The 24,057-nt window shown below is 53.0% G+C and carries 24 protein-coding genes, 1 tRNA gene and 3 pseudogenes; 13 read left to right on the top strand and 15 right to left on the bottom strand.

Annotated features, from left to right (window positions below; translation table 11 throughout):
• Positions 1–37 precede the first annotated feature (37 nt).
• Both mgsA and HBM95_08085 read right to left on the bottom strand, forming a co-directional pair.
• Positions 38–496, bottom strand: coding sequence for a methylglyoxal synthase (gene mgsA / locus HBM95_08080; protein NIH42889.1), 459 nt, complete (start codon positions 494–496; stop codon positions 38–40).
• Between the two features lie 80 nt (positions 497–576).
• Positions 577–1,239, bottom strand: a complete 663-nt coding sequence (locus HBM95_08085; GenBank protein NIH42890.1) for a DUF2057 family protein — start codon at positions 1,237–1,239, stop codon at positions 577–579.
• A 173-nt stretch (positions 1,240–1,412) separates the two neighbouring features.
• On the opposite strand from HBM95_08085, the gene HBM95_08090 reads away from it, so the two are divergent.
• The gene (locus tag HBM95_08090) at positions 1,413–1,826 is read left to right on the top strand and encodes a CoA-binding protein (GenBank protein NIH42891.1); all 414 of its coding nucleotides are present in this window, start codon (positions 1,413–1,415) and stop codon (positions 1,824–1,826) included.
• A gap of 36 nt (positions 1,827–1,862) precedes the next feature.
• On the opposite strand, the gene hspQ is transcribed toward HBM95_08090, so the two are convergent.
• On the bottom strand, positions 1,863–2,180 hold the full coding sequence (gene hspQ / locus HBM95_08095) for a heat shock protein HspQ (protein ID NIH42892.1): 318 nt from the start codon (positions 2,178–2,180) through the stop codon (positions 1,863–1,865).
• 60 nt (positions 2,181–2,240) lie between these two features.
• The gene (rlmI, locus tag HBM95_08100) at positions 2,241–3,470 is read right to left on the bottom strand and encodes a 23S rRNA (cytosine(1962)-C(5))-methyltransferase RlmI (protein NIH42893.1); all 1,230 of its coding nucleotides are present in this window, start codon (positions 3,468–3,470) and stop codon (positions 2,241–2,243) included.
• Positions 3,471–3,481: 11 nt separating this feature from the next.
• On the opposite strand from rlmI, the pseudogene HBM95_08105 reads away from it, so the two are divergent.
• Positions 3,482–3,781, top strand: a pseudogene (locus HBM95_08105) (recombinase family protein).
• 21 nt (positions 3,782–3,802) lie between these two features.
• On the opposite strand, the pseudogene HBM95_08110 reads toward HBM95_08105, so the two are convergent.
• Positions 3,803–4,923 (bottom strand): annotated as a pseudogene (locus HBM95_08110) (IS3 family transposase).
• A 172-nt stretch (positions 4,924–5,095) separates the two neighbouring features.
• Between HBM95_08110 and HBM95_08115 the strand changes: the two are divergent.
• From HBM95_08115 to HBM95_08130, 4 genes and pseudogenes are all read left to right on the top strand, one after another.
• On the top strand, positions 5,096–5,458 hold the full coding sequence (locus tag HBM95_08115; GenBank protein ID NIH42894.1) for a hypothetical protein: 363 nt from the start codon (positions 5,096–5,098) through the stop codon (positions 5,456–5,458).
• 233 nt (positions 5,459–5,691) lie between these two features.
• Positions 5,692–6,342 (top strand): CPBP family intramembrane metalloprotease, encoded by a 651-nt coding sequence (locus HBM95_08120; GenBank protein NIH42895.1) that lies wholly within the window; start codon positions 5,692–5,694, stop codon positions 6,340–6,342.
• A 2-nt stretch (positions 6,343–6,344) separates the two neighbouring features.
• Positions 6,345–7,598 carry an HlyD family efflux transporter periplasmic adaptor subunit gene (locus tag HBM95_08125; protein NIH42896.1) on the top strand — a complete coding sequence of 418 codons (1,254 nt, stop codon included), beginning with the start codon at positions 6,345–6,347 and terminating at the stop codon, positions 7,596–7,598.
• Positions 7,598–9,715 (top strand): annotated as a pseudogene (locus HBM95_08130) (peptidase domain-containing ABC transporter). The gene HBM95_08125 and the pseudogene HBM95_08130 overlap by 1 nt, the downstream one beginning before the upstream one ends.
• A gap of 216 nt (positions 9,716–9,931) precedes the next feature.
• On the opposite strand, the gene HBM95_08135 reads toward HBM95_08130, so the two are convergent.
• Positions 9,932–10,255 carry a recombinase family protein gene (locus HBM95_08135; protein NIH42897.1) on the bottom strand — a complete coding sequence of 108 codons (324 nt, stop codon included), beginning with the start codon at positions 10,253–10,255 and terminating at the stop codon, positions 9,932–9,934.
• Between the two features lie 174 nt (positions 10,256–10,429).
• Here HBM95_08135 and HBM95_08140 point away from each other — a divergent pair, with 174 nt between their 5' ends.
• The 3 genes from HBM95_08140 to yccX are packed head-to-tail and all read left to right on the top strand — an operon-like array spanning position 10,430 to position 12,079.
• Positions 10,430–10,987: a kinase inhibitor gene (locus HBM95_08140; GenBank protein ID NIH42898.1), complete on the top strand. Its 558-nt coding sequence runs from the start codon at positions 10,430–10,432 to the stop codon at positions 10,985–10,987.
• Between the two features lie 10 nt (positions 10,988–10,997).
• Complete coding sequence (locus HBM95_08145; protein ID NIH42899.1) at positions 10,998–11,786, top strand: helix-turn-helix transcriptional regulator; 789 nt, start codon at positions 10,998–11,000, stop codon at positions 11,784–11,786.
• 8 nt (positions 11,787–11,794) lie between these two features.
• Positions 11,795–12,079: an acylphosphatase gene (gene yccX / locus HBM95_08150; protein NIH42900.1), complete on the top strand. Its 285-nt coding sequence runs from the start codon at positions 11,795–11,797 to the stop codon at positions 12,077–12,079.
• On the opposite strand, the gene tusE is transcribed toward yccX, so the two are convergent.
• From tusE to HBM95_08180, 6 genes are all read right to left on the bottom strand, one after another.
• Positions 12,076–12,405 (bottom strand): sulfurtransferase TusE, encoded by a 330-nt coding sequence (gene tusE / locus HBM95_08155; GenBank protein NIH42901.1) that lies wholly within the window; start codon positions 12,403–12,405, stop codon positions 12,076–12,078. The two genes, yccX and tusE, sit on opposite strands and share 4 nt — an antisense overlap.
• 69 nt (positions 12,406–12,474) lie before the next feature.
• Positions 12,475–13,026, bottom strand: a complete 552-nt coding sequence (locus tag HBM95_08160; GenBank protein ID NIH42902.1) for a response regulator transcription factor — start codon at positions 13,024–13,026, stop codon at positions 12,475–12,477.
• A 10-nt stretch (positions 13,027–13,036) separates the two neighbouring features.
• Positions 13,037–14,194 carry a phage tail protein gene (locus HBM95_08165; protein NIH42903.1) on the bottom strand — a complete coding sequence of 386 codons (1,158 nt, stop codon included), beginning with the start codon at positions 14,192–14,194 and terminating at the stop codon, positions 13,037–13,039.
• 1 nt (position 14,195) lies between these two features.
• Positions 14,196–16,913, bottom strand: a complete 2,718-nt coding sequence (locus HBM95_08170; protein NIH42904.1) for a fimbrial protein — start codon at positions 16,911–16,913, stop codon at positions 14,196–14,198.
• 72 nt (positions 16,914–16,985) lie between these two features.
• Positions 16,986–17,492 carry a fimbrial protein gene (locus tag HBM95_08175; GenBank protein NIH42905.1) on the bottom strand — a complete coding sequence of 169 codons (507 nt, stop codon included), beginning with the start codon at positions 17,490–17,492 and terminating at the stop codon, positions 16,986–16,988.
• Positions 17,493–17,567: 75 nt separating this feature from the next.
• Complete coding sequence (locus HBM95_08180; GenBank protein ID NIH42906.1) at positions 17,568–18,311, bottom strand: fimbrial protein; 744 nt, start codon at positions 18,309–18,311, stop codon at positions 17,568–17,570.
• A gap of 308 nt (positions 18,312–18,619) precedes the next feature.
• On the opposite strand from HBM95_08180, the gene HBM95_08185 reads away from it, so the two are divergent.
• Both HBM95_08185 and HBM95_08190 read left to right on the top strand, forming a co-directional pair.
• Entirely contained in the window at positions 18,620–19,381 is a 762-nt protein-coding gene (locus tag HBM95_08185) for a transcriptional regulator (protein ID NIH42907.1), read from the top strand.
• A complete protein-coding gene (locus HBM95_08190) occupies positions 19,378–19,854 on the top strand; it encodes a hypothetical protein (GenBank protein ID NIH42908.1) in 477 nt (158 codons plus the stop codon). Before HBM95_08185 ends, HBM95_08190 begins: the two co-directional genes overlap by 4 nt.
• A gap of 56 nt (positions 19,855–19,910) precedes the next feature.
• Here HBM95_08190 and yccA read toward each other — a convergent pair whose 3' ends face one another.
• Complete coding sequence (yccA, locus tag HBM95_08195) at positions 19,911–20,570, bottom strand: FtsH protease modulator YccA (GenBank protein ID NIH42909.1); 660 nt, start codon at positions 20,568–20,570, stop codon at positions 19,911–19,913.
• Positions 20,571–20,839: 269 nt separating this feature from the next.
• On the opposite strand from yccA, the gene HBM95_08200 reads away from it, so the two are divergent.
• Positions 20,840–22,468, top strand: coding sequence for an oligopeptide ABC transporter substrate-binding protein OppA (locus HBM95_08200; protein NIH42910.1), 1,629 nt, complete (start codon positions 20,840–20,842; stop codon positions 22,466–22,468).
• Positions 22,469–22,612: 144 nt separating this feature from the next.
• Positions 22,613–22,700, top strand: a tRNA-Ser gene (locus HBM95_08205).
• Positions 22,701–22,766: 66 nt separating this feature from the next.
• Here HBM95_08205 and HBM95_08210 read toward each other — a convergent pair.
• Together HBM95_08210 and HBM95_08215 are read right to left on the bottom strand one after the other, a co-directional pair.
• Positions 22,767–23,603 carry an alpha/beta hydrolase gene (locus HBM95_08210; protein NIH42911.1) on the bottom strand — a complete coding sequence of 279 codons (837 nt, stop codon included), beginning with the start codon at positions 23,601–23,603 and terminating at the stop codon, positions 22,767–22,769.
• 224 nt (positions 23,604–23,827) lie between these two features.
• Positions 23,828–24,046 (bottom strand): acyl carrier protein, encoded by a 219-nt coding sequence (locus HBM95_08215; protein NIH42912.1) that lies wholly within the window; start codon positions 24,044–24,046, stop codon positions 23,828–23,830.
• Between the last annotated feature and the right edge of the window lie 11 nt (positions 24,047–24,057).

A 24,057-nucleotide genomic window follows, 5' to 3' on the forward strand; every position in this document is an offset into this window, starting at 1 on the left:
CATGCCGGGTAAGGCGTAGCGCCGCCCGGCAAAAAAGCTACTTCAGTCTTTCGGACAGATAGCGCTGATAGTCCGGAATAAGGATCTCAACCGGCGAGTTAAACTGCGGTGATTCAATGATGAAATCCGCCGTCGACAGGTTCGTCGCCACCGGAATATTCCACACCGTCGCCAGGCGCAGCAGCGCTTTGACGTCCGGATCGTGCGGAACCGCGTTCAGCGGATCCCAGAAGAAGATCAGCACATCAATTTTCCCTTCGGAAATTTGCGCGCCAACCTGCTGATCGCCGCCCATCGGGCCGCTCAGCATCGCATTCACCTCCAGACCCGTTTCGCGCTGGATCAGGTTACCGGTGGTACCGGTCGCCGAGAGGGCGTGCTTTTGCAGCAACGGCTGATGGCGGCGAACCCAGTTAAGCAGCATTTGTTTACAGTGATCGTGCGCCACCAGCGCAATGTGTTTACGTTCAGGCAGCGTGCGTGTTGTCAGTTCCATAATCATTTCCATCAGGTTAACTGACTACACGATGACGGGAACCGTCTGACCCTGCAAGAGAAAGGCGTAAAAAATGTGGCTTATGATGAAGGTTGCTGTTTTGCCCACTGTAAAAAGCGGGCCCGCGTGTCGGGATCGGCCTGCTGGAACCAGAATTTAAGACGCTGTTCCGTCAGCGTCTGGGACTGCGGCGGAATAACGTCCAATTCCGAGACGCCGGATAACAGCGTACTGTCGTCCGCCATCATGGTGGCAAACTGCGGAAGGGAGGCTCGTTTACCGGCTTTGTTATAGACCTGCGTCGCGGCCTCGTAGTCCGGGCTTTTCGGGGAGTGGGTCAACGCCAGAATATCCAGCTTCACCGGAATCGGCATCGCATTCCCGTCCAGCAGCTCAACGCGCGGCGAGGCGTCAAAGGCCGCTGATTCCTTCTCCGTTTCAAGGCGAGGCAGGGTAATGTTCACCTGACTGATTTGCCGGGTGTTAAAGCTGACAATCAGCGGCGGAGAGATGTACATCCGTTGCTCATGGTTGTTCAGGCCGATCGATTTTTCGACCCGGAACACCAGCTGATGCGGCCCGTTATCTAATTCAATGCTGTCAGCACCGCGCAATAACGAGCTGGAGACCTTTTTTCCGTCCAGTACCAGGAGATCAATATCGCCAGAAAGCCGGAGCGTGGTGGCAAATACGCAGACCGGCATCACTAACGCAATCAGAGCAGTGGCAATACCGGTTTTCATAGAAGGCTCCCGTCAGAAATCCTTTCGCCGCATTAATGTATCTAAATCTTTCGATAATCACGTTTACTAACATATAGACATATTTCGCCGTTTTGCCCTCATACATCTGTATGGGATGGATGGTTGAGATTTGCGCTTTGGCGTACACTTTTAAAAAAGCCAGGAGAAAAACCATGAAAGAGAACGATATTGCCGAGATTCTGACATCCACGCGTACCATTGCGCTGGTGGGCGCGAGCGATAAACCCGACCGTCCAAGCTATCGGGTGATGAAATACCTTCTCGATCAGGGCTATCACGTTATCCCGGTGTCGCCAAAAGTGGCGGGGAAAACATTGCTGGGTCAGCAGGGTTACGCCACGCTCGCTGACGTGCCGGAAAAAATCGATATGGTCGATGTCTTCCGTAATTCCGAGGCTGCATGGGAAGTGGCGCAGGACGCTATCGCCGTAGGGGCGAAAACGCTGTGGATGCAGTTAGGTGTAATTAACGAGCAGGCCGCCGTGCTGGCGCGTGATGCGGGGTTGAAGGTTGTCATGGATCGCTGTCCGGCGATCGATATACCTCGTCTGGGGCTGGCGAAATAATAAAAAAAAGCCCGTCATCGGGCTTTTTTTACACGCTTAGTTCCGCAGGCGCGGAGCCTGTAACTGTTTGCGGATAGTCTGAGCAAGTTCATCCATCGTGGGTTGTTCCGGATGCTCTTCCTGCAGCTCGCTACTCAGCTGCGCTTCGGCAAGGTAGGTATGAACGGGTTGTCCGTCGTCACCTTCCATCACCACATGGTACCAGGGCGCAGCGCGAAGCTCTGCGTTGACCGCCAGCTCGTCTGCTGACGGTTCATCAAGGGAATACTCCGGGTCGATATCCACGACCACACCCAAATACCCTAGCAAAGTGTGGCGGACCTGCTGGCCGATACCGAATTTGCTGGCAATCATAGTCACCTCCCGGGAAACACTACTTACACATTACGTGTGGGCAATATTTCTCTTTTCAAGTTACATGACGCGACAGGCAAACCCTTTCAGATACAGTCCTTCCGGGTAGGTAGCAATCACGGGGTGATCGGCTGCCTGACGGAACTGCTCTATAAATTGTACATCACGCCCGGCATCTATTGCGGCATCGGCGATGATTTTTTGGAATAAATCGGTGGTCATCAGGCCGGAGCAGGAGAAGGTGAGCAGAACCCCGCCCGGATTCAGCAGCTGGATAGCCAGCATGTTGATATCTTTATACCCGCGGCACGCGCCCATCAGCTGGCTTTTGTTTTCCACAAACTTTGGCGGATCCATCACGATGACGTCGAACTTCTCGCCCTGGTCGCGATATTTACGCAGCAGCTTGAACACATCATCGCGGACAAACTCCGCTTTGCTCAGATCCAGCTTGTTTAGCTCGACGTTCTGTTTTGCCACGCCCAGCGCTTCCTGCGAGGTGTCCACGCTGACCACCTGAGCACAGCCGCCCATCAGCGCCGAAACGGCGAAACCGCCGGTGTAGGAGAAGCAGTTCAGCACGCGTTTGTCGGCAACATACTGACGTGTCGCCAGACGGCTGTCGCGCTGGTCAAGGTAGTAACCCGTTTTGTGCCCGCCCTGAATATCCACCAGCAGCTTCATGCCGTGCTCTTCAATTGGCAGCAGGGCAGGCGGCAGTTCACCCGTGACCGGCCCCTGAGTCAGCTCCATACCCTCTTTTTTGCGCACCGCCACATCGCTGCGGTCGTAGATAGCGCATTCAGGGAACAGGGTTTGCAGCGCGCTAATCAGCGCGGCACGCTGGTATTCCGCCCCTGCGCTCAGGAGCTGCAGTACGAGGAAGTTACCGAAGCGGTCAATGGTGACGCCCGGCAGGCCGTCGGATTCACCGGCAATCAGGCGGTAGCTGTCCAGACCGTCGCGCTTTGCCAGCCAGTCGCGCCACTGCTGCGCCTGCTGCAGGCGGCGGACGAAGAAGTCGATATCAATGGTTTCGTCTTTATCAAAGGTCCAGACGCGAGCACGGATCTGGGACGCTGGCGAGTAGGCGCCTCGCGCTAACCATTTCCCCTGGTGGTCAACGATATCAATGGTTTCACCGAGGCTGGCTTTGCCTTCCATACGGGCAACCGCGCCGGAAAAGACCCAGGGATGACGGCGCAGTAATGATTTCTCGCGCCCTTTGGTTAACACTAAACGGGAAAACCTTGTAAAATCTGTTTTTTGGCTTTCTTCTGATGTATTCATTAGGTACTCCCATGGAAAAACGCAAACTGTATAGTTATATACGTTGGTCAAGTGATAAACAGGCAAAAGGTTCATCATTGCAACGACAGTTGGAAACGGCGCGTAGGGTAGCACATGAAAACGGTTTAGAGCTTGTTGAAATCATCGATGCCGGATTGTCTGCGTTTAAATCTAAGCATCTTGAAAAGGGCAGTTTAGGCGCATTTATCGAGGCAGTTAAAGAGGGGGAAGTCGCTAACGATTCATGGCTTACAGTCGAAAGTTTAGATCGGATAAGTCGCAATACAATTCTGAAAGCACAACTGATCTACCCCCAGGTTTAGATACAACCTTCAGTTAGTAATATCGGTTGGTTTTTCTTCATATTTCCTGTTTCGCCAGTCCGTTGCGAATTCAGCTGGTGTCTGGTAATCCAGCGATGAATGGGGACGGCACTCGTTATAATCCTGCCGCCAGTCATTAATCGTTTTCAGGGAATGAAGAATATCGCTGAACCCGTGTTCATTCAGACACTCATCGCGAAAGCGTCCGTTAAAACTCCCAATAAATCCGTTCTGCGTTGGCTTACCTGGCTGGATAAGCCGTAGTTCCACACCATGCTCAAAGGCCTATTGATCGAGCTCGCGGCAGGTAAATTCCGGGCCCTGATCGGTTCTTATTGTCGCCGGATAGCCCCTAAACAGCGCGATGCTGTCAAGAATACGCGTAACCTGAACGCCTGAAATACCGAAAGCAGCGGTGATCGTCAGACACTCCTTCGTGAAATCATCTACACAGGTCAGGCACTTGATCCTCCGACCGTTAGCCAGTGCGTCCATAACAAAATCCATCGACCAAGTTAGGTTCGGCGCATCCGGGCGCAGAAGCGAAAACCGTTCGGTTGCCAGCCCTTTACGGCGTCGTCTGCCTTTTACGCTCAGTCCATTAAGGTGGTAAATACGGTATACCCGCTTGTGATTGACGTGAAGGCCCTCCCGACGCAACCGCTGCCAGATTCGGCGGTAGCCAAAACGCCTGCGCTCCAGTGCCAGCTCAGTGTTGCGCCCTGATAAATGCGCATCAACTGCCGGACGCTGAGCCTCATAGCGGCAGGTCGAAAGGGACAAACCTGTAAGCCTGCAGGCACGACGTTGCGACAGACCGGTCGCATCACACATAAACTCAACGACTTCCCGCTTCTGGCTTGGCGTCAGTACTTTCGACCCAGAGCCACCTGAAGCGCCTCCTTATCCAGCATGGCTTCGGCGAGTAGCTTCCTGAGGCGGGCGTTCTCCTCTTCAAGAGATTTGAGCCGCTTCACCTCAGGAACTTCCATGCCACCAAACTTTTTGCGCCAGGTGTAGAAAGTGGCGTCGGAAAGGGCGTGCTTACGGCAGAGCTCACAGGCAGAAACTCCGGCTTCCGCTTCGCGAAGAATACTGATGATCTGTTCGTCGGAAACACGCTTCTTCATGGGGATGTCCTCATGTGGCTTATGAAGAAATTACTAACATCGGGGTATATTAATCAATGGGGAGTAGGTTAGCTGCATTTACATTTATTTACATAAATTCACTTTATCCATACATTTCTGTCGTGTGATAGTGAAATAGCACTTTATGTTAAAATGGAAAAGAGGGATTTTTATGTCAAATATCAGAGAATTAACTTTAAGTGAAATAGAACTGGTCAGTGGTGGTGGAAACTCTGGCGACCATGAACACAACTACAATAAACAATCTCAAACTGGAGCACGTAACACTCTGGGACGGAATGCACCGACACATATTTACAGTGACCCAAGCACAGCTAAATGTGGTGATGCTGTCTTCAGTGGGATGGTAGGTGGTGCAATCAAAGGTGGCCTTGTTGGAATGGCCAGAGGAACTATTGGTGGAGCAGTTGTTGGCCAGTGTCTCTCCGGTGGTGGAAATGGTAACGGAGGGGGAAACAAAGCTGGTTCCAGTAATTGTTCAGGAGGTAACTTTGGTGGTACCTGTAGCCGATAAGTAAGTATCAACGGAGGATGCTACAATGGTTATTAAAATAATGTCTTTTATCTTAAGTTTATTACTGGGTTTTGCGCTATTAAGTGGCTCCTCCATTATTGACCTATCTTGGTTTTCCTTTCCTGAGGAGTTTTCAAAGTTAGTAATTACATTGATCACCTTGTTTTCCACTGCTAAATTTACTGATATGATTTTAGCAAAAATAAAAACTTTCATAAAGTGACGCCCTTGTAATGAATGAGCGTACGAGCCAGTTTATATATAGTAAACAAAGCGCTATCGTTTTTCTTGTAGTGGTTATTATATCAACCATTGTAACTCTATCCCCAGCCTTTACGCTGCGTTATGTCGGGCTGGACACAGCTTTTACTATTGTTTTCATTACAGAGATTCTAATTTCTACTTTCGTTTATTTGTTTTGCCTGAAAAATATCCCTGGGTGTCGAATAAAAGTAAGTGCAAGCCCAGCCTCAGTTAAATTTTCAGCTGCAACATTTCTTATAATTATTTTTATACAACTTGCTGTTTATTGCTACAGAGACTATTTATACCATTACGAACCATCACAGATAAACTGGATCACAGTTTTAGTGATGACAATAGTAGTACCCTATTACGAAGAAATTATCTACAGAGGATGTGCCTTCGAAGTTGCATGCTCAATTTACCGGAAGAATCTGGTTATTCCGTGTGTAATAACATCTTTATTTTTTTGTCTAATGCATGGACAGTATTATGATATACTGGATCAGATCATTCTGTTTGTTGTTTCGATGTTATTGTTCGCGGTTAAAATAAAAAGCAAATCTCTTTTCTATCCTATATTGATACACTCAGGCATGAATGGGTTTGTTATATTGTTAAATATTCAGAACGTTTTATAACTATGAGTATATTCAGGGAGGAAGCATTAAATCATCATAATGATACCGGATACGGAGATATTGTCTTACCCGCTTCATTCGGCATGTCAGTATGCGCCGTTACTACAATATTCTTGGTTCTGAGCGTCGCATTATTCGTTTATTTTGGTAGCTATACTCGCAAGGCACATCTTACAGGCATCGTTATGCCTTCATCCGGACTGGTGAAAATAACACCTCAATATGCAGGGTACGTCACGCGACAGACTGTTTCAGAAGGTCAGCACGTCATTGCAGGTGAGTCCGTTTACCATATCAGCGGCGAGCATTATAACGAACAGGGCACAGGTACGCTGGCTGCCATGAGCATATCCTTGAGAACTCAATATGCCATGCTGTCTTCTCAACAGGCTCTGGAATTGCGTGACAACAGTCAGCAGCAGCAAGCCATACAACAGCGAATTGTCTCCCTGAAACCTCAGATTAACAGTGCAGAGCAGCGTTTGTCGCTTGCCGAGCATCAGGTTGCGCTGGCTGTGTCCGTCATGGAACGCTATAAAAAACTTGCCGGCACGCATTACGTTTCTGATATCGAATACCAGCAGAAACAGATTGACGTCTCCACGGCACAGCAAAACGTTGAGGATCAACGTCAGGGGCTTCTGCAACTACACACAGCAATGGAGTCTGCTGAAGATGATCTTACCCATCTCATCGTACAGGGCGAAAGCCGGAAAGCTGAATTGGACAGGCAGTTGCAGGGTATAAGACAACAGCAGGATGAACTGGCCGGACAGGAGCATTTTACGCTGACCGCTCCAGTATCCGGAACCGTTGCCGCCGTTCTGGTCAGACAGGGACAGTCGGTCAGGGCATCTGAACCTGTCATGACGCTTGTCCCCGACAATGCTCGTCTGCAGATAGAACTCTATGCCACCAGTCAGAACGCTGGCTTCGTCCAACCGGGGCAACGTGTTGCCCTCCGATTCGCCGCTTTCCCCTATCAGAAGTTTGGTGTTCAGTACGGGACTATTCGAGAGATAAGCCGTACAACGCTGACGCCGTCAGATTTAATCTCCGTATCCCCTGTCACCTGGAAGGAGAATGAAGGGCACTACCGTGTCATTGTCGAACCTGAGAATACTTTTATTCTGGCTTATGGAAAAAAAGAACCTCTTCGACCCGGTATGACCCTTGAGGGGGACGTCAGCTTGGATACGCGTCATTTGTGGGAGTGGCTTACAGAACCGCTCTGGAGCCTGAAAGGAAAACTGTAATGGGATCACTGAACTGGACAGGGAAAAGACGGCTTCCCCTCATCCGCCAGACAGAGTCAGCGGAGTGTGGCCTGGCGTGTCTGGCAATGATGGCCAGTTGGCACGGTCTGCAGACGGATCTACCCACGCTCCGTGAACGCTTCAGTATCAGTACTCAGGGAATGACCCTGCAGAGACTGATTGAATGTGCAGCCGGTATCCATTTGTCTTCCCGCGCCGTCAGGCTGGAGCCGGAAGACCTGAAGTCTCTTTCTCTACCCTGTATTCTCCACTGGAACATGAATCATTTCGTTGTACTTCATAAGGTTCGCGGTAGCAGGCTGGTTATACATGATCCCGATAAGGGGAAGGTGACAATTTCCCTGACGTACGCAGGGAAGCACTTCACCGGCGTCGCGCTGGAGCTGATGCCAGCCAGCGATTTCACCGCCAGGGATGAAAGAAAGAAAATTCGTCTGCGCCAGCTGACAGGAAAAACACCCGGCCTGCTGCCGGCAATGTCACGCATCATCGTTTTTGCCCTGGCACTGGAGATACTGACATTAGGAAGTCCTCTTCTCAACCAGTTGGTGATTGATGAGGTCCTGGTTGCCGCCGATCGAAGCCTGTTGACCGTTATTATCATCGCCCTGTTGTTGCTGTCACTTACCCAGATGCTGCTGTCGCTGGCCCGTCAGTGGGCCAGTCTCACCCTGTCTGTTAATTTTAATATGCAGTGGACTGCCCGGGTGTTCCATCATCTGGTCCGTCTCCCTCTCTCCTGGTACGATGCACGCAGTAAGGGGAGTATTAACGCGCGTTTTGATGCGGTAGATACCATCCAGCAGGCGCTGACCACGCAGGTACTTGAAGGCATTCTGGATGTGCTGCTTGTGGTGACTGCACTCTGTATGATGTTGTTATACAGTCCTGAAATGACGCTGATAGCGGTACTGGCAGCCGTCATCTACGGCGTGCTGAGAGTGCTCTGGTATCCGTCTCTTCGACAGTCTGCAGAAGACGCTTGGGATGCTGGTGCCAGGGAATCAGGATATTTTCTTGAAACCCTTAACGGGATCCTAAGCCTGAGAATAAACGGTGTGACTGCATTTCGGGAAGCCGCCTGGCTGAATCTCAACGTCACCCGGAGAAATACGCAGTTGCGCCAGAGTCGTCTGCTGATGTGCTATGACATTGCGCACACCTTGACCGGCAGTGTGGTATCGGCGGTTATTTTGTGGAAGGGTGCTGGCGAGGTGATGAATGGCACTTTTACTGTCGGTATGTTGGTTGCCTATTTGTCTTATCAGATGCGTTTTTCTTCGAGTATTAGCAGCCTTACTGACAAGTTTTTTTCCTGGCGAATGCTTGATGTTTATAATGAGCGTCTGGCTGACATTGTGCTAACCCAAACAGAAGGGCATCAGCAACGGTCCGTTCATGAAGATGTCAGTACTTCTGTCATTACCTCCGTAGTCAGTGGGACTCCGAAAGCTCATCCCCCGTTATCTATCGAGCACATCGTATTCAGCCACAAGGGCGGGAACAAACCGATACTTCGCGGAATTTCACTGGTGCTTCAGCCAGGTGAAGTAGTGGCCATTACGGGTAAATCTGGGTGCGGAAAATCGACGCTGGTAAAACTTATCTTGGGAATTCATATTCCTGATGAAGGGACAATCAGAACATTTGGCATACCGCAAACGCACCCCGATTATTTTCAGGTACGACGGCGGATTGGTACCGTATTGCAGGATGATCACCTTTTCAGAGGATCCATTGCAGATAACATCATTTTCTTCAGCGAAGACCGCAATCAGGAAAGAATGATCCAGTGTGCCCGTCTGGCGCTAATTGACACTGATATCATGGCAATGCCGATGGGATATCAGACATTAATCGGTGAAACCGGTGGTGTACTCTCCGGAGGGCAAAAGCAACGTATTTTGCTGGCAAGAGCGTTGTACAAACAACCGGGGTTTTTGTTACTGGACGAAGCGACCAGCCACCTTGATGTTGAGAGTGAAATACAGATAAGCCAGACACTACGCCAGTTGGGGCTACCTGTCCTGCTGGTTGCCCATCGCCCGGAAACCATTGCCTCTGCCGACCGGGTTCTGTATCTCGCAGATGGATATTTGGAAGAACAAAAATGCCAGTACACAGGTGATAACGATTATATAGTTTATGAAGCCAATGATGATAATGTGGTTAAGGAGACCTGACTATGGAATATGCTATATTCAGCGGGATATTTACACTCGCATGACCAAAAGAAAGTATGCAATATCTGCACCTTGCTCAGGGCGGGCGGTCATATCCGAGAGCATTCTTCCGATCTAATTCAAATATAATTAGTTTACTAACTCCTTCTTGATGCGGTAGAACGTTGCACGGCTGATATCTGCAGCTTTCATGATGTGGGCTGGTTTAACATTCTGCGCCAGCATTTCACGCACTGTATCACGGGCTTCCATATCTTTTTGTTTTCCCGTATACAAGCCTGCCTGTTTTGCTCTTTCGATCCCCTGTGCCTGGCGTTTACGGCGGGTTTCATAATCTTGTCGTGCCATTGTCGCAAGGATATCGATCATCATAGCATTGACGGCCCGAAGAATGCCGCTGGTAACGTCGTTACCGTACATTTCAACCATCTGCCAGCTTGTTGGCAAATCCATTATTTGCTGTTCTGTCGATTTCAGGGAAATGGCGCGTAGAGTAGCACATTCAGCCAGGCGCAATCCTCTGCGGATGCCGTTGAGCGTTTCGGCACAAAATCAAATCGCTTAAGCACATTACGTTATTGCGGCCGGCATTACAGTGGGGCTTCCGGTAAAGCAGAGGGAGCACCCATGAAAAAGCGAAGTGTGATCGCAATAGCCGCTCTGGCGGCAATCAGTTTTCAGGTTTCAGCGGCAACGCCTTTCAGCATCACCAGTCAGGATATTTCCGGCGAGCGCCATTTAGCGCAGCCGCAGGTATTCGAGGGATTCGGCTGCCACGGTGGTAACCAGTCTCCGCAGCTGGCGTGGACAAATCCGCCCGCGGGTGCGAAAAGTTTTGCCATTACGGTCTATGACCCGGATGCCCCCACCGGCAGCGGCTGGTGGCACTGGACAGTAGCCAACATTCCCGCGAAAACAACGACGCTGCCCGCTGGGGCCGGAAACCCTAATGGCGAGAAATTACCTGCCGGTGCGGTGCAGGGGCGTAATGATTTCGGTTATTCTGGATTCGGCGGAGCATGTCCGCCCGCAGGAGATAAGCCTCACCGTTATCAGATTACCGTCTGGGCGCTGGACGTGGATAAACTGCCTGTCGACAAAAATGCCAGCGGCGCGCTGGTCGGCTTTATGCTTAATAGTCACGTTCTGGCAAAGGCGCAGTTAACCGCAACCTACAGCAGATAAGGATGAACCGGTGCAGGAGTTCCATTTTCGACATAAACACCTGACGGCGGGTGAAGTGACCGCCAGCAAAATGCATCGCCTGCACCAGGTTAAGCTCTTTTTTCCGGCCATTTGTCATATCACGCATGGCAGCAAGGTGATTGTGCAGGACGACAACCGACTGGTGGCAACCCGGGATGAGCTGATTATTATCCCGGCCAATACGGCGATGGAGATTATCAATCAGCCTGTAAACGGTCTGTTTCACTCGGATTTGCTGATGTTGTCCCCGGAGATCGTCGCCGAGTTTAAGGCACATTACCTGAAATCCTGGCCGCGCACGACGCTGCATTCGCTTTGTGCTCCGCTGAGCGAAGGGCTGGCGTTTATGTGGGATAACCTGCTGCACGCCGTGCGTCAGGAGTTACCGGAGGCGTTGCAAAAACATCAGGCCTTCGGTCTGTTGCTGGCCTTGCTGCATGACGGCATGGCAGGTCCGCTGCTTGTTGAGCGGAGCAGTAACCTGACCGAGCAGGTGCGGCAGTTCATTATGCTGTCGCCCGCCAGAGCATGGACCGCGCAGGACGTTGCCAGCCGTCTCGCATTAAGCGTGCCGACGCTACGCAGGCGGTTACGCGAGGAGTCGCAGAGTTTTCGCCAGATTGTCGAGGAGGTGAGGATGGCCGTTGCTTTGTCGCAGCTACAGTCAACCCGATTACCGATTGGCGAAATCGCATTACAATGTGGGTATCTTTCCAGCTCTCGTTTCACCGCCCGTTTCCGGCAGCACTATGGTTGTTTGCCGAAAACGCTACGTTAAGGAGAAGAATAATGTCAAAAGTCTGCACCATTGCCTGGGTTCACGGCGTCGTTCAGGGCGTCGGGTTCCGCTACAGCACTCAGCGCGAGGCCGTTCAGCTTGGGCTTACGGGATACGCGCGAAATATGGACGACGGCAGCGTTGAGGTGGTCGCCTGCGGCGAAGCGGAGCAGGTCGACAGGCTGGTGGCGTGGCTGAAGGCGGGCGGGCCGCGCAGCGCGCGGGTTGATAAGGTGCTAACGGAACCGCATCAACCCGGCCGGGAGTACGTTAACTTCGGTATACGCTACTAAATGCACTTCACCGGTTTTGGCAGGCCGGCAATTTTAGTGGCCTGTTTTGCCGGGCCCTTCGGGAACAGACGATACAGATAGCGGCTATTGCCTTTCTCTTCGCCGAACTTGTTGGCCATGGCTTTGACCAGCATGCGGATCGCCGGAGAGGTGTTGAATTCGAGATAGAATTCACGCACGAAACGCACCACTTCCCAGTGTTCGGGGGAGAGGGCGATGCCTTCGTTTTCGGCGATTTTCTCCGCCAGCGGCTCGCTCCATAGCGTCGTGTCTTTCAGATAGCCTTCGCTATCGGTCTCAATTTCCTGGCCTGCAAAAATGAACATAGTGCTCTGTCGATAAAGTAAAAACCGCCCCTAGTCTAGCAAATAAGGGGCGGAGTGAGAAACCTCGACCTACAGAAGAAGCTGGAGCAGATTGTTGGCATTAAGCTTTTTCAGCGCGTTGCATTTATACGTCGAGACCTGTTTTTCACTCATCTGTGTCATATGCGCGACGTGCCTTACCGATTGTCCGTTCACCAGCCTGTCGAGAACGTTGAACTCCATGCCCGTCAGGCAACAATTCAGGGTCCGCACCCGGCGGGGCTCTCTGGCAAGCAGATATGCCGCATCCGCAACGGCAATCCGGTCGTCAATGATATATAAGGTCAGCGTGGCAAACCGCTTTCGCAGATGGGTAGCCAGCGCCCAGCCTTTTTCATTGCACACCAGATACACCGTTCCTTCCCAGCACCTGGCCTCCAGCTGCAGCAGAATGTCGACCAGCGCCAGATGCGCCCCCGAGACGGAAAAGCGGCAGCGAACAACGAGGGTGTCGCAGGCCAGCAGCGAACGGCACCACTTTACAGTACCGCTCTCAACCTGCGTCTGAGCGTTACGACGCAGAAGGGCATAGCGCAACCCTTCTGCATAAAAACGATTATTGTCGAGAATGGCGTAACTCACGATGGCCTCTTTATAAGGTACTGGGCGTATAGATAACGCGCAGCGTGCCGGTGTAATCCCCGGCATTTTTACTGCTGGCAGCAAACGCGGGCGTTTTCAGAACGATGGGGGCGGGGACACAAAGTACGCTCTCCCGTCCACCCGGCAGTACAACCTGACGCAGATATTGCGGGTCATTAGTGCCCTGCCAGACCAGCGTTTTGCCATTCGCCGCGGTTTCTACTGCGCCCGTTACCGGGTTGATCACCGTAACCTGATAATCGAGCCGATCCCGCGCTTCGGTCTGGCTTCCACCGCGTCGTCTGACGGAAAACGCCCCCTCAGTACGGCCCGTTGCCGCTAAACCGTCATCCTCAAAGCGCAGATAGACGCGCGTGCTGGCACTGTTTTTGCCGTCATACAGGCACATATCCAGCGCGCTCTCGCCCTGGATTTCGCTGCCGCCGGGCCGCCCCGGAAAATGGGTCAGATTGAGGTTAACCATCGGGGTTGAGTGGGGGAACGCCGGCAGATAAATCTGCTGGTTACCCGGATCGACCACCTCAATACGTATCGTCGCCTGCCAGCGGGCAATGGTGAGGTAGCCTGGGCATCCGACGTTGGCATCGTTAAAGTTGCCCCCGCACTCGGCGCTTCCCCATTCGCGCAGGTTCTGCTTCAGCGTTGCGGTCCAGATGCCCGGCTGGGCGAGCTTGTCCAGTTCGCCTTTAACGATGTAAAAATCAAAATAGGGCTCCCGCTTCCAGGCCGAGAGAATGTCGGTGCCGCCGGTGACAAAGCTGGCAAAGGTGAAGGTTATATTATTGAAAAACATATGTTTTTCCCCGTAGACCTTCACATCTGCGGTTTTATTTGTCGACGTGTGGGTAAAACGCAGCGTAATGGCGTAGGGGGCGGCCGGGTTCGCGGGAAACCAGACCGGTGCTGTCATACACGCCCCGTACGTCGGGTCGGTGCGGGACTCGCAGGTCAAGGTGTTGCGTCCCCACTTTTGCGGGTCGATAGTGTCGTAACCGCTCGGTTCATGGACCCAGATATCAAAACGCGCAGGCGGCACCGCGCGATCGTAGCTAATCCCTACGCTGGAGTTTCTTCCGGCAGGGACTCCCGCCAGCGTCTGGCAGCTCCACAAGGTCAAAAAAAGCAAAATAAAGAGGTAGTTGTTCACATCATTTCCCTTTGGTGAGGTGCTCTGCATTCATGGCCGTAGGCCCCGTCGGCACGTTACGTCCGGCGAGCATCAGTTGCGCCTGGTGCTGGACCGAATCCGGCAGGGCGGAGAAGGTGAGTTCCCGACACGGGATCGACCCGACGTAACGCACCACGTCGCGCATGCTTTTTACGCTCAGCTCACACTGATAAAACTGCTGCTGACGCACCAGATAAAGGTTGCGGAGCAGGGCGTCGCTCTGGGCGCTGAAACCGCCATTACCGAGATCGTTCCAGCCGTTCACGTTAAGCGGCACGCCGCCAACGAACGGTGAATGATGTTCGTCAGTGAGCTGGCCGAGCCAGGTGTAGCGGGTGGTGGTTTGCACGTCCCGGCGAAGCATTTTGCCCGGCACCATAAAGAGCGTTCGGCTCCCGGAACCCTGCGTGATTTCACTGCTGGCACCTGATGAGACGTTCAGCGACTCATTAACCGTCAGCGTTGTTGGCTGATAACCAGGCACCGCAAAAAGGGCGCGGCTGTTGGCCGGGATATCCGCGCTGCCGCCGTTATCCAGCGAGACGGCGACGCGTGAATCCCGGGAGTCCTCAGGCGTAGCCACGTTTACCGCAACGGCAGAAGCCGGGCGTCCGTCGCCCCAGCGGCCAAGCCACAGCCCGGAGCGCGACAGGGCGAGGGTGGAGCTGTAGTTGCCGCTGCTGCTTAACGTATGGCGCCGATCCTGGCGATCCCACGCGTCGCTCACCGTCAGGCTGGCGTTACCAAAACGTCCGCCCTGGCGCGTATACGCCGAGGCGTTGAGCGAATCGCTGTTGATCCCCGACGCGCTCAGGCCGTATTCATTCTCGCCGCGCGCGTCGGCATACCAGTTATGCGCCACGTTGTAGCTCAGCTGGTTTTTCTGATTCTGCTGGTGCTGCCAGGTTGCCCCAAGCGAGGTATAGCCTGACGCATCGCCCTGACGCTTATGCGCAAGTGAGAGGCTAACGCTCAGATAGCCGCCTTTGTCTTTCCCATCGCGAGAGTGGTCGTTGCGCATAAACAGGTTAATGCTGCTGTTGATGTTCAGACCGCGCGCGCTAAAGGTATTACTCAGCCCGCCCTGCCAGGCCTGCGTGCGGGAGCGGGTCACATACACCGGCTCCCACGGCAGGCCAGCGTCGTGACGATCGTCATGGTCAGGCAGTTCCCGGCGCGTAACGTAGCGCCCTTCGTTGCGGTTATCCGAATACCCCAGGTTGGCGTACCACGTGCCAACAGGCACGGAGAACATGACCGAGAGGCTACGATAACAGCCGTTGACGGCGTCAAAACCTGCGCTGCGGGTATTACAATTTTCAGCGGATAACGCGTTGCGGTAGAAGCTCAGCGAAAACCCGTCGTTATAGCTGATTTGCTGAATATTGCCGCGCTGACCCCTGCTGCCGTAGAGGTAGCTAAAGCGCGTGCTTAACACCCCGTCTATCGGACCCGCGTTAAAGCCGCGGCTCCAGTCGAGGGCATTTTCCAGAAAATGTTGTCTTTTCAGGACGGTTGCGCCGCTGGTCAGCGCCAGCGTCGGGGTTACGGGCAGGCGTACGCCCGCCTGCGCGACCGGGCTGCGTACGTCATTAGGATCGTTATTGGCCGTTTCTCCTGTCTGCATAAACCACTCGACGCGGTCGAATGGCGTAATGCCCGTACGGGTAAACGGAACCTGCTCGGTACGCGTCAGACGGTTATTTTCGTAAACTGACAGCGTCACGGTATAGCTTCCATCAGGAAACGCGCGGGTATCCAGGGTTTGCGCCCCGGCATTGAGGTAAAAGCTGGCCAGAAGCTCCTTGCCGCGGCGCGCGTCGATGCGCGCATCGTGCGAAAGCAGCACCGTAACGGGCGTGCCCTTCGATTGCTGAACCGGGTTGATCCAGGCCCGGGTCGAGCCCGCGCGCAGGCCACGAATTTTGCCCAGCGGCAGTTGGCTGAGGTTAATATTTCCCCCGGCGTTGCTGAACAGATCGCGCGTATCCATCTCGCCTATCTGTGCATAATATTCACGCCATAAATCTTGGCGGAACCAGGCATTGTTAACGGTTATTTCCTGCTGCTGCTGGTGACGCGAGCGTTGTCCCAGCCAGGTCCAGTCGAGGTTAAGATAGCCGTCCCGGGTCAGCGCCAGTGCCCCGTTGCCCTGAATGGTGGCGGACTGATAATCCCTGTCGGCAACAAAATTGATATTTTGCTGATGAATCAACGCATTCTCGGTCTCCTGCGTGGGCTGATACCACTGGTTTTCCACCGAGGGCTTTGGCAAAAAGCGCTTATCAAAAAACAGGTTTATACGGGCATTGTTTTCGTCATAGATGATGGCCGCACGGCGGGTTTCGAGATAATCACATCCCGTCGCGGAGCCGTTGCTGCTGCAGGCCAGGTTGCCGTTACGGGCAAGCGGAACGGCCAGCGCCGCGGAAACGGAGCCGATAAGGGCAGGATCGTCGTTAAACTGACGTTTGATGGCCGCGACCACGGTTTCAGGCGCGACAAAACTGACCGTTTCAAGATTGATATCGGTTTCAAAAAGGCCAAGCGACTCGCCGTATAAGCTCACTTCTGTCCACATGCGCTGCGTTTTTGCCAGGTCCTCGAATCCGGCCGGGACGGCCATCTCAGCGCAGGCGAGGTGGACAGATGCGGGTAATAAAGCAACAAAAAGGAGGGTATTTCTGTGAAACGCCATGAACGAGCCTCGACATCATCCTGACGTCAGAGGGCGGGCGCCCTCTGACGTTATTCCTTAGGTGCTGTGGTGTTACGCACCGCCTTCCGTGGTGGTCGCCTGAGTCAGCATCAGGCTCACAACGCCGCTGTACTGGCCGGTTTTCAGAATGCCTTTGGTAGTCTGGGAAATGGTCAGAGGCAGAACCGCAGAACCGTTTTCGACGCTGCCCGGGAACAGTTCGGTTCCGGTAAATTCGGCATCGGTGGTGGAGAGGGTTTTATCACCGAGAAGAACCGTCATCGGTACAATCTGATCCCCATCTGTGTTGGTGAGCTTAGCTGCGCTAACGAGGCGTACTTTGACGTTACTGGTAGCGGAGTTGGACCATACCTTGGTGTTCAGGCGGTAGCTTTCCAGGCCACGACCCGGCAGGTACTGCATGTCGATGCTGGCTGGCAGCGGCGTGTTATCGGCCTGGGTCATATCCAGCTGTGAATCAACGCTGGCGTTGACGGTAATATCTTTCTGGATCGCCAGCGCGCTGGCAGATGTGGTCATCGCGGCAACGATCATCAGAGGTTTAATAAATTTACGCATTGATATCTCCATATTTTACAAATGAGCACCCTGGCTCTTTAAACAAACCACAAGGGTTTTTACAGTGACGTCGTGTTATTGCACGACGGGTAAGTCAGCTTCTTCAGCGGTTTTTTTCACCCAGTTGAAGTAGCGGAATTTGTATTTTTTGCCGTTTACCTGATTAAGCGTTTTTAATTTCCGCTCGGTATCCGGGTAAATCGTGGCGTCTTCTTTAATCCATTTACAGGTGTCGTCTGACTGACAAATACCTATCTCCCTGAGCGGCACGCGCAGGGTGCCGGCATTAGTGACGGTCCCCCGTGCGGGATCGATATGCAGCGAAACGCGCTCCGTGGCAGGGGCCAGATGTACCAGCGCCCCCCAGATAACATTGACCCCTAGCCTTGCCGTCGCTGCCGTGCTTTCGGGCTGGCCGGCAATAATGCTGTCCGGCTGTTTTACCCCTTCAAAATAGACTCGCCAGGTGGTCTCTTTTTCCGGCGGCGTCAGTGAAACAAGGCGCACCACGCGCATTGCGCCTGCCGCCAGGGCAAATTTATCGGGCGTCACCACGACGCCGCCTTCCTTCCACGAAGCAACGTCAATCTCTTTTTCCTGGGCCGTTCCGGGGTTAAGAATTTTCTTTTGCCTCACCCGGATGAACTGAATATCATCCGTTTTCGATGCCACTTTTATTTGCGCTGCGCCGGTGCTATCCACGTTAAGTTCCATTGGATAGACGCTCATATTGGCCATTGTCATTTCTGAGAAAAATGACAGCGACAGCGCGGCGACATAAAACGCGGTTGTCATATTCACTTTTTGTTTCTGTTTCACATTCAGCCTGCCTGCTCTGAGTTCTTGTACGGTTTTTAACACCAGGACACCGTCTGCTTTCGTATCGCTTCAGGGCAGGGAAACTTTAACCAGAACAGCAGGTTGTGAAAATTTGTATTAGTTAACTGCTGATATACAGTGATTTATCCTGCTTTGATGGGCTTAAAGTTGTATAGTTAAAAGAAAATGCCGCTACCCAGGATGGGGAGAAAATTCCTGTTGATGAAAAAACAACCTGCTCAGGACGTGATTTTCTTGCCGATGTCACAGGGATAAAAGAAGCCTGCGGTAATAGCTGAGAGTGAAATATGTTTTTTATATGCAATAATTCGTTGTTATTTGATCCTGAAGCACATGCAATTAGTCTTGTTGGTCAACCGGAGTCTGTATTAACGCTCTCGGCGCCAGCCGTTCGCCTTTTGCAGGAGTTTATTCGTCATAAAGGGCACGATCTGAGTCGGGAAGAATTAATTACGCGCGTCTGGGAGGAGTATGGCTTTACGCCGTCTGGAAATAACCTCAACAAAGCGGTCAGTGAATTACGGAAAGGCTTCCAGTCCCTCGGTGAACATCACAATTTTATTGTGACGATACCCCGGTATGGATTCCGTTTTGTTGCCGATGTGATTTGCCAGCCTGCGCAAACCGTTCACCCTGCTGAACCGCAACCGCACTCTGTTGTGGTTCCGCCAGAGGCAAAACGTCAGCGTATTTCTCTGAAATGGGGCGCCGCGGCGGCGGTATTGTTAGCATCATCACTGGGGTTAGGCCTGCTGTTTAACCAGCAGCAGAAGATTGCTCTACCGATGACGCCAAAGCCCGTCGCGCAAAAAATAGCGGGCTGCAGCATCTGGCTTATTAACGATCATGGCCGGCTACTGGTGCTCTCGAAACTGACGGCGCTGCTGGAGGCGAATAACGTGGCGTGCGCGCGCGAAGCGTACAATATCTATTATTTCAGCGCCCGCTTTAACCTTGCAGCTGCGGATGAAGTGTTTATTGGTGCATGCCCGGTCAATAAAACCAGCCTGTGCAAAACCATTCGCTATAAAAGCGGGGCAGAAAAATGAAAACTAAACTTCTGTTCGCCGCGGGCGGTGCGCTTGTCGGCGGCGCGCTGGCGCTGTTTATCTATTCGGGCGGCCTGTATAAGCGTGATGCGCTGGCCTGCAGTACGGAATTTAACTTTACGCGCAACGAGGGAAAAGCGAATGAGGTCCGGGTCAATACCGTGGCCCAGTTCTATTTTCATCGGGACGGTACCGGCTTTACAACGTACAAAGGGGCTGCCATGGCTGAAGGCCGGGGCATGATCGTTGACAGGGATGTGGATTTTACCTGGTCGCGACGGGATGATGATAACGTTATCGTGTTGAGCTACACCAAAACCTGGCGTCGGCATAATGACAATACCCCGGACGAAAAGTGGGGAGGCTTTGCGAGGCCGACAGCCCGCTATTACCTCACGATCTCCGAGGTCGAACCCGCCGTGTGGCTGATACAGGACCGGCTCTATCCCACCTATATTTGCCGCGGTGACTAGGGCATAAAAAAAGGAGAATGCCTGAGGCATTCTCCTTTTTGTTTCAGCAGGTCAGCTTAATCCCGGCTGGCGAAGCCCAGGATGCTCAGCAGGCTGACGAAGATATTGTACAGCGACACATACAGGCTCACGGTCGCGCGGATGTAGTTGGTCTCACCGCCGTGAATGATGTTGCTGGTTTCGTACAGGATCGCGCCGGATGACAGCAGGATAAACACCGCGCTGATTGCCAGATGCAGGGCAGGCAGCTGCAGGAAGATGTTTGCCACCATGCCAATCAGCACCACCACGATACCCGCCATCAGCATACCGCCGAGGAAGGACATGTCCTTGCGCGTGGTCAGCACGTAGGCCGAGCAGCAGAAGAACACCAGCGCGGTGCCGCCCAGCGCCATGCCAATCACGTCACCCATGCCGGCAGACAGGTACGCGTTCAGGATCGGCCCCAGGATGTAGCCCAGGAAGCCGGTGAAGGCGAATGCGGAAAGAATACCGACCGGTTTGTCAGCGGTTTTGTAGGTCAGGAACATCAGGCCATACATGCCCACCAGGGTCAGAATCAGCCCCGGAGACGGCAGCATCAGCACGGTGCTGGCGGTAGCGGTGATCGCCGAAAACGCCAGCGTCAGGCTGAGCATGAAGTAGGTGTTGCGCAGCACCTTGTGGGTACTGAGTAGCGATGTGCGGTCGCGTGAGGAAGTAATTATACGATCCATGAGTCACTCTCTTATGACAGATGTAATTAACGGAAAGAATAGGAAACGGCGCGTCAGTCTCAAAGTGGTTTTACCCATCTTTACTCAGCAGGTTAGCGCCGGAGCTGGTTATTTCTTCTGCAGAAATACGTTTCATCAGTATGAACAACGGTTTGTCGAGATTAATCAGATCAACCTCTTATAGGTTACTGAAAAATATTGCTTTATTACCATAAGGCCGCTAAGAGTTATTTCCGGATCGTCACAAAACAGACAATAAGGCGAAGGAAATGAAACCACAAACACGCACGCGCTTTACGCTCTCTTTACTCACCGCAGGGATCCTGTGCGCCAGCACGGCGACCTGGGCGGCGAATGTGCCGGCAGGAACCGCGCTGGCCGAAAAACAGGAATTGGTCAGAAACAACGGTAGCGAACCGGCCTCGCTCGACCCGCATAAAGTCGAAAGCGATGTCGAATTTAATATTATCAGCGATTTATTCGAAGGTCTGGTGAGTGTTTCCCCGTCAGGGGAAATTCAACCACGGCTGGCAGAAAAATGGGAGAACAAGGACAACACCGTCTGGACGTTCCACTTGCGTCCGGGCATCACCTGGAGCGACGGCACGGCGATTACCGCAGAGGATGTGGTCTGGAGCTGGCAGCGTCTGATCGACCCTAAAACGGCTTCTCCCTATGCCAGCTATCCGGGCAACATGCATATCGCCAACGCGGCCGATATCGCTCAGGGGAAAAAATCCCCCGACACGCTGGGCGTAAAAGCAATTAACGACACCACGCTGGAAGTGACGCTCACCCAGCCCAACGCGGCGTTTCTGGCGATGCTGGCGCACCCGTCGCTGGTGCCAGTGGATAAAGTGCTGATTGGCCGTTTCGGCGAAAAGTGGACTAAACCGGAGCATTTCGTCAGCAGCGGCGCGTATAAACTGTCTCAGTGGGTGGTCAACGAACGCATTGTGGCGGAGCGTAACCCGCGCTACTGGGATAACGCGCATACCGTCATCAAAAAGGTGACCTACCTGCCCATCACCTCGGAGGCCTCCGATGTGAACCGCTACAAAGCGGGCGAAATTGATATTGTGTACACGGTGCCGATTAACCAGTTTGCCCAGCTCAAGAAAAACCTGGGCAGCCAACTGGATGTCTCCCCGCAGTTGGCGACCTATTACTACGAATTCAACACCACCCGGCCGCCGTTCAACGACGCGCGGGTGCGTAAGGCGCTAAATATGGCGCTGGATAAAGACATCATTGCCGGAAAAGTGTTAGGGCAGGGACAGCGCCCGGCGTGGCTGATTAGCCAGCCGGACATTGGCGGGGTCAAGCTGCAGAATCCGGATTACGCCAGCTGGCCGCTGGACAAGCGCATTGCTGAGGCGAAAAAACTGCTCAACGAGGCCGGGTATAACGAAAGCCATCCTCTGAGATTCAACCTGCTCTATAACACCTCTGAATCGCACCAGCGCATCGCGATTGCGGCCAGCTCTATGTGGAAGAAAAACCTCGGCGTAGACGCGAAGCTGCAAAATCAGGAGTGGAAAACCATGCTGGATACCATGCACACCCACAACTTTGACGCGGTACGTTACGCCTGGATTGCCGACTATGACGACGCGGCGACCTTCCTGAACAACTTCCGTACCGGCGACAGTGAAAATACCAGCCAGTACAGCAACCCGGACTACGATCAAGCCTTGATCAACGCCGCAAAAGCCAAAACGCCGGCAGAGCGGGGTAAGTTCTACCAGCAGGCGGAAGACCTGTTGGGCCGTGATGTGCCGGCCATTCCGGTTTATCACTACGTCCGTACGCACCTGGTCAAACCGTGGGTCGGTGGCTTTACGCCGGATAAGCTGGGGTACTACTTCACAAAAGATATGTACATCAAAAAGCACTAAGCGAGAGGGCTGGATTTTATGCTGATAAAATCGCCGATATGTTGTCAGTTCAACCGATTAAACACGTTTTGGCTATTTTTACAGCGAACGAGTGCAGCCGCTCTTTACAGCATGCGGTGAGGTGTTTATAGTTCGCCTCACTCAGGAAGTGTGGCCGAGCGGTTGAAGGCACCGGTCTTGAAAACCGGCGACCCGAAAGGGTTCCAGAGTTCGAATCTCTGCGCTTCCGCCAGATATAAACCCCAGCTTACTCGTTAAGCTGGGGTTTTTCTTTTGCGCTTATCTGTAAACCTGACGTCTAGGAACGAATAAAGGCCAGAATATCCGCGTTGATGGTATCCGCGTGCGTGGTATGCATCCCGTGCGGGAAGCCCGGATAGATTTTCAGCACGCTGTTCGCCAGCAGCTTATCCTGCAGAAGGGCGGCATTCTTATAAGGCACAACCTGATCGTCGTCGCCCTGCATCACCAGAACGGGAACCGTAATGGTTTTCAAATCCTCTGTCTGATCGGTTTCTGAAAACGCCTTGATCCCCTCATAGTGGGCTTTGGCGCTTCCGATCATCCCCTGACGCCACCAGTTCTGAATCGTACCCTGTGAAACCTCGGCTCCCTCCCGGTTAAAACCGTAAAAAGGACCGCTGGCGACGTCGAGGTAAAACTGGGCGCGATTAGCCGCCAGCGCTTTACGGAAGCCGTCGAAAACCTCAACGGGCGTCCCGCCGGGGTTAGTGTCCGTTTTGACCATCAGAGGAGGAACGGAACTGACGAGCACCGCTTTGGCGACGCGCCCCTGCGGTTGGCCGTACTTCGCAACATAGCGGGCAACCTGACCACCGCCGGTCGAGTGGCCGACGTGCACGGCATTGTGCAGGTCCAGGCTTTCAACCACGGCTGACGCGTCGGCCGCATAATGATCCATATCGTGCCCTTCACTGACCTGATCAGAACGGCCGTGACCACGACGATCGATAGCGATAACGCGATAGCCTTCTGCAAGGAAGAAGAGCATCTGGTTATCCCAGTCATCGGCACTCAGCGGCCAGCCGTGATGGAAAACAATGGGCTGAGCCTCTTTCGGACCCCAGTCTTTGTAGTAAATGTTGACGCCGTCTTTCGTTGTTACGAATGCCATACCGCAGACTCCTCTGTGAAAGACACAACGATCGCTGGCTGAACGCATAGCGAACCATTATTGTCCTGATGATGTTGGCTTGTTTTTTTCCCGTACCGACAGTACCCCTAAAGTGTAGGAGAAATAGTAAAAGCGGTGGGTTTCATTCCTGTGAAAGATATCCAGAAGGGGAGAGCGAATGATGGGCCCCGGTGAGATCCCCGGAGCCATCAGAGGAGCGGGCGTTAACGGTTCTCTTCAATATAGCGGGCAAGATCTGCCGGGGTTTTCAGCACCGTCGCCACGTCGGTCGGCGGGATCGTACAGCCGTAAACGTCCTGCACCTCCAGCACCATGTCGACCGCCAGAATGGAGTCGAGAATGTCGGATTCAATCAGTTCATCGTGAAAGCCCACCTTGCGGGATAACACTTTTTCAAACAGGGCGAGAATATCTTGTTCCATCATTTTTCCTG

The organism is Enterobacter asburiae (assembly GCA_011754535.1).
Classification (GTDB): domain Bacteria; phylum Pseudomonadota; class Gammaproteobacteria; order Enterobacterales; family Enterobacteriaceae; genus Enterobacter; species Enterobacter cloacae_N.